A 4247-nucleotide genomic window follows, 5' to 3' on the forward strand; every position below is an offset into this window, starting at 1 on the left:
AACCGATGAAGCGCACGGTTTCTTGAAGGAAGGGTCGTACTTCATTCATGATCGAGCAGCGGTATTCGGCGAAAAGTTCAAGACCACCTTGGCGGTAGCCGGGGTGACCACGGTCAAGCTGCCGGCGCGGTCGCCCAACCTGAACGCTCACGTGGAGCGGGTGATTCGCAGCATCCGAGAAGAATGCCTGGATCGTTTCGTGATTTTCTCCAGGGGACAACTTGAACACCTTTTGCGTGAGTACGTCGCATTTTACAACGAGGAGCGCCCACACCAAGGTCTTGAAAATAGGCTGGTGTCCAGCAAGCAGGGCAAATCAGAGGGAAGGATCAGACGGCGAACCCGCCTGGGCGGCCTGCTCAACTTTTATGATCGCGTTTCAGGATAGGAACTACGTGGATTTGAATCGAAATCTAAGGCCAAAGTGCGTCCAAATAAGCCGTTTGTACTAAAAACAGTCCTCTCGCCGACAAAATAATCGACAGTTTTCCATGAAACAACCCGTTAAATCTCGTTGCGAGGAACGGATTTTTGTGTGAATTGGTGGCGTGGTTATTTTTGGGACGCTACGCGAAATCCAAGGCTAGAGTGCGTCCAAATAAACCGTTTGTACCAAAAACAGTCCTCTCGCCGACAAAATAATCGACTGTTTTCCATGAAACAAACCATTGAATCTCGTAGCGAGGAACGGATTTTTTTGTAAATTGGTGCGTGGTTATTTTTGGGACACTACGGGTGGCGTGGTTATTTTTGGGACGCTACGGGATTTTGGTGTAAATTGGTGGCGTGGTTATTTTTGGGACATTACGGGCATACTATAATTCTACAATAGACTGGAGTGAGTGTACTCGGGTGGGTTAACAGGTTCTTTTTCAATACAAAGCTCATAATTCTTTTGCTTGATAATTTCAGTTGTTATTTCACGCGCATGTATGCCGAGAAAAACAAGAAGGCCTGGCTCGATCAAAAGCTTAAAAGGAGTGACATCAAGGAAATTCCAATTCTTTTTTCCTATCTTTAAATGAGCTCTTGCTGTTTGTGGAAGCCAAGAGAATCCCTTGTCGCCGAGTACATGAAGCTTGCAAATATGGACGTCAATCGAAAACTGATAGACCTGGTCGTTTTCGTGTTCAATATGAAGGCTTCTTTTGATTGGGTTGAATATCTGATCGTACTCTTCTAGGGTATGTCTTACGTGGATTACGCGCACAAGACGTCCAGCGCTGTTGACATGTCCTTCATCAATATGAACCAAGGTGTCTGTATTTTCATTTTTTCCAATAAAATACTCTCCATGCATTCTTTGTGGATAATCAGAATATCCCCTAAATGTAGAAACAACTTCTGTTCTCTTGGGCTTGAAAATTTGGTGCATGTCATTTTCCTATCGGATTTGAAGCACTCCTGGGTGCGGTTAGTGGGACTCCGTTTATATCATTTTTGGCTTTAAGTTGTGCAACTAGAAGTAACCTTAACCTTTCAGCGTCTTCATCAGAGATGCCTAGGATCCTTCTGTGGCGTATCATAAAATCTTTTACGTGAACTTCTTCTCTTGGATAGGGTGTAAAACTCGGTGGCCGCTCTCCTATAGCTTCACGGAAGTAAAGATCTCGCTCTTGAACACTATGTAACCACTCTTCTATTAGCTCTATGTTACGTACATCCTTGCGGACTCTGATGGTATGGCTGTAAGAGATCCAGTCAGCATTTACTGTGTCCCCTTCATCCCAGAGGTCATCTTTGATATCTTTTTTAGTCATCTCGTAAACTTTTACGCTTTTCCATGATTTGTTACCGTGCTTATTATTTGGACCTGGTCGGTTTTGAAGATCGTGTAGAAGTTTCGGATTGACAGGTTCGCCTCCTCTAATAGGCCCCTCTTGCCTCAGGATATCAAAACGAACAGCGGATCTTCCGTTCTCTAGCTCAAGAGCGATTCGTGGATTCGCTGAAACATCCGACTGCCTAAGCATCAAGGCAAAGTCATCAGCTGATCGTGCCACAGCACCACCTGAATGTCTAGATACTGCCAATCCTACTTTTGGAAGGGATGCCAATAAAGAAATAGCTTCCACAAACTTTGTAGATGCCACACCTGATTCGAAATGCCGGCCCTGCATACTCAGCATGTTTGAAATTGCTAAACTATTTCCTGCATCTTCTCCAATTTGATGGAATATCCCTTTGTGAACAAAAAGGTCTCTTAGTGAAGAATTCACAAGTTTAATATATGCTTTGTCATCTTCTACTCCGGCGAGAGGAGTGTAGCCTAGAAAAAGCATAGAATCGTTTAATTCAATTCGGAAATTTGCGAGATGCACTCGCGCACCTAAAATAAATAGATCTTTAAAGCCAAGCAGTGTCTCCTTTGTTAAGCCGTAAACGAGGCCTAGGGCGAACAATTGTCCCGAAAATGCATCGTTTAGGTACTCGTGTACTGATAATCCATTCGGGTCCCAAAACATTATCGGGTTGCCCGCGGCGAATGCGTATGGCTCAGTGAAGGTGCTGGGGTCGTAGATGTCGGGGGCGCGGAAATCGGGGTTTAGGAAGTGGCCTAATGCGGGGTCGTAAAACCGGTGGTGCATGTAGATTAGGCCGGTGTCTGCGTCTTCGAGGTGGCCGCTTAGGCCGAGGGGGGTTGTTGGGAAGATGGGGTCTGGCGGGAGGGTGAAGTTTTGGGTGGTGTAGGGGGAGCCTCGCGTTGGGGTGTTGGCCAAGGACTCGCCCCAGGGTGATCGTGGGTTGATGTAAACCGTTCCCGTGTTGGTGTTTTTGTACGCCAAGGGCGTGCCGAGGTGGTCGGTGAAGATGTGGTAGTCCATGCCCGCGCCGGTCAGGTCTTTGATGAAGGCCGGGCCGAGCGGGCCTTGGCCGATGGCGTGTGTCCATTGGACCTGGCCCGGTCCCTCGTACAGGCCGATGGCGATGACTTTGCTGCCCTCGTAGGCGAAAGCCAGCGGTTGCGGGTGGTGTTGGGTGGCGGCGCGGATGCGCCGGTATTGGTGGTCGTAGTGGTATTGGGCGGTTAGGCTGTTGTCGTCGCGGATCTCGCGCAGGCGGCGGAAACCGTCCCACACGAAGGTGCGCACCGTCCCGTCGCGGCGGTTGATTTGTTGCAAGTTGCCCAGCACCGGATCGTAGCTGTATTGGTCGGTGCCGCTTGGTTCCGTCGCGCCCGTTGCGCCGATGCGTTGGTGGATGCGGCGGTTGTCCGCGCCCGCTTCCGCTGCTAATTGTGCGTCTACCAGGATTTGGTTGTTGAGCAGGCGGGTTAGGCCGCCCAGCAGTTGGTTTTGTACCGTGCCGTAGCTTTCCTGGATTTGGTCGGTGACGCCGTTGCTGTTGCGGTTGATGGTGACGCCGGTCAGGTGTTCGTCGCTGTTGTAGGCGGGTTCGATGATTTCGCTGAAGGAGCCCGCTTTGCGTTCGATGCGCGTGAGCTGTTTGTCTTCGGTGCCGCCTGATTCGCAGGGGTCGCCACTTGCGGTTTCCGGCCGCCAGGTGAGGTCGAGAACGAAGACCTCGGCGTCGTCGGCGATGCGTTGCAGGTTGTTGTTGCTGTCGCGGTCGATGCTGAACCGCGTGCCGTCGCCCCACGTCATGGTCGCCGGTAAGCCTTCTTGCCAATCCGTGTAGGTTACGGCCATCCCGCTTGATTGCAGTTCCAGCAGGTTACCCGCGTCGTCGCGGCGGTAGTGGAAGGTGGGGCCGCCTTCGATGTCGATCCGGTTGGTGTACCCGTATGCATCGTAGCCGTAGCGGTGCAACACCCCGTTGCCGTCGGTGTAACTCAGCACCCGTTCCCCGTCCACGAAGCGTTGATCCGGGTCCTGGCCGGCGCTGTTGTTCGGGTCGGGATAAGTCCAGGCCGCCAACACCGCGCCATTTTCGAGGATGGTGCTCAAGCGGCCGTGTTCGTCGTATTGGTATGCGTACAGGTCCTCGGGGCCGTTTGCGTTGACGACACGAACCTCGCTGAGGTCGCCGTTACGGTAATCGTAGTCGCGAAGCAACTGACCACCAAAAAAGAGTTGGTCCAGCTGGTCGTCATCGCTGTAGGTCAATTCTTTGAGGGCCAGGCCGGGGCGTTGTACTTCGATTAAACGGCCCTTGGAATCGATGTCGGCGGTGACGTCGCCGGGGAAGTTGAGCTTGCCGGATGCACCGTTGCCAAATACCTCGTAGTCCTGACCTTTGTAGCGCATGCTCGCCACGCCGCCCCAGCGGTTGTAGCTGTAGGACAC

Annotated in this window: 3 protein-coding genes; 1 reads left to right on the plus strand and 2 read right to left on the minus strand. The window is 51.5% G+C overall.

The genetic code is table 11. The features are described from left to right. The coding region (locus J3U88_RS33805; protein ID WP_207863642.1) for an integrase core domain-containing protein at positions 1 to 388 on the plus strand (388 nt) is incomplete at its 5' end. A 435-nt stretch (positions 389 to 823) separates the two neighbouring features. On the opposite strand, the gene J3U88_RS33810 is transcribed toward J3U88_RS33805, so the two are convergent. Next, positions 824 to 1375, minus strand: coding sequence for a hypothetical protein (locus J3U88_RS33810; protein ID WP_207863643.1), 552 nt, complete (start codon positions 1373 to 1375; stop codon positions 824 to 826). 1 nt (position 1376) lies between these two features. Further along, the gene (locus J3U88_RS33815) at positions 1377 to 4208 is read right to left on the minus strand and encodes an RHS repeat domain-containing protein (RefSeq protein WP_207863644.1); all 2832 of its coding nucleotides are present in this window, start codon (positions 4206 to 4208) and stop codon (positions 1377 to 1379) included. Between the last annotated feature and the right edge of the window lie 39 nt (positions 4209 to 4247).

Source organism: Acanthopleuribacter pedis, from assembly GCF_017377855.1.
Classification (GTDB): domain Bacteria; phylum Acidobacteriota; class Holophagae; order Acanthopleuribacterales; family Acanthopleuribacteraceae; genus Acanthopleuribacter; species Acanthopleuribacter pedis.

Excerpts from the sequence above, each read along its gene's own strand:
- J3U88_RS33815 (WP_207863644.1), bottom strand. The coding sequence starts at position 4,208 with ATGCGCTACAAAGGTCAGGACTACGAGGTATTTGGCAACGGTGCATCC.
- J3U88_RS33810 (WP_207863643.1), bottom strand. The coding sequence starts at position 1,375 with ATGCACCAAATTTTCAAGCCCAAGAGAACAGAAGTTGTTTCTACATTT.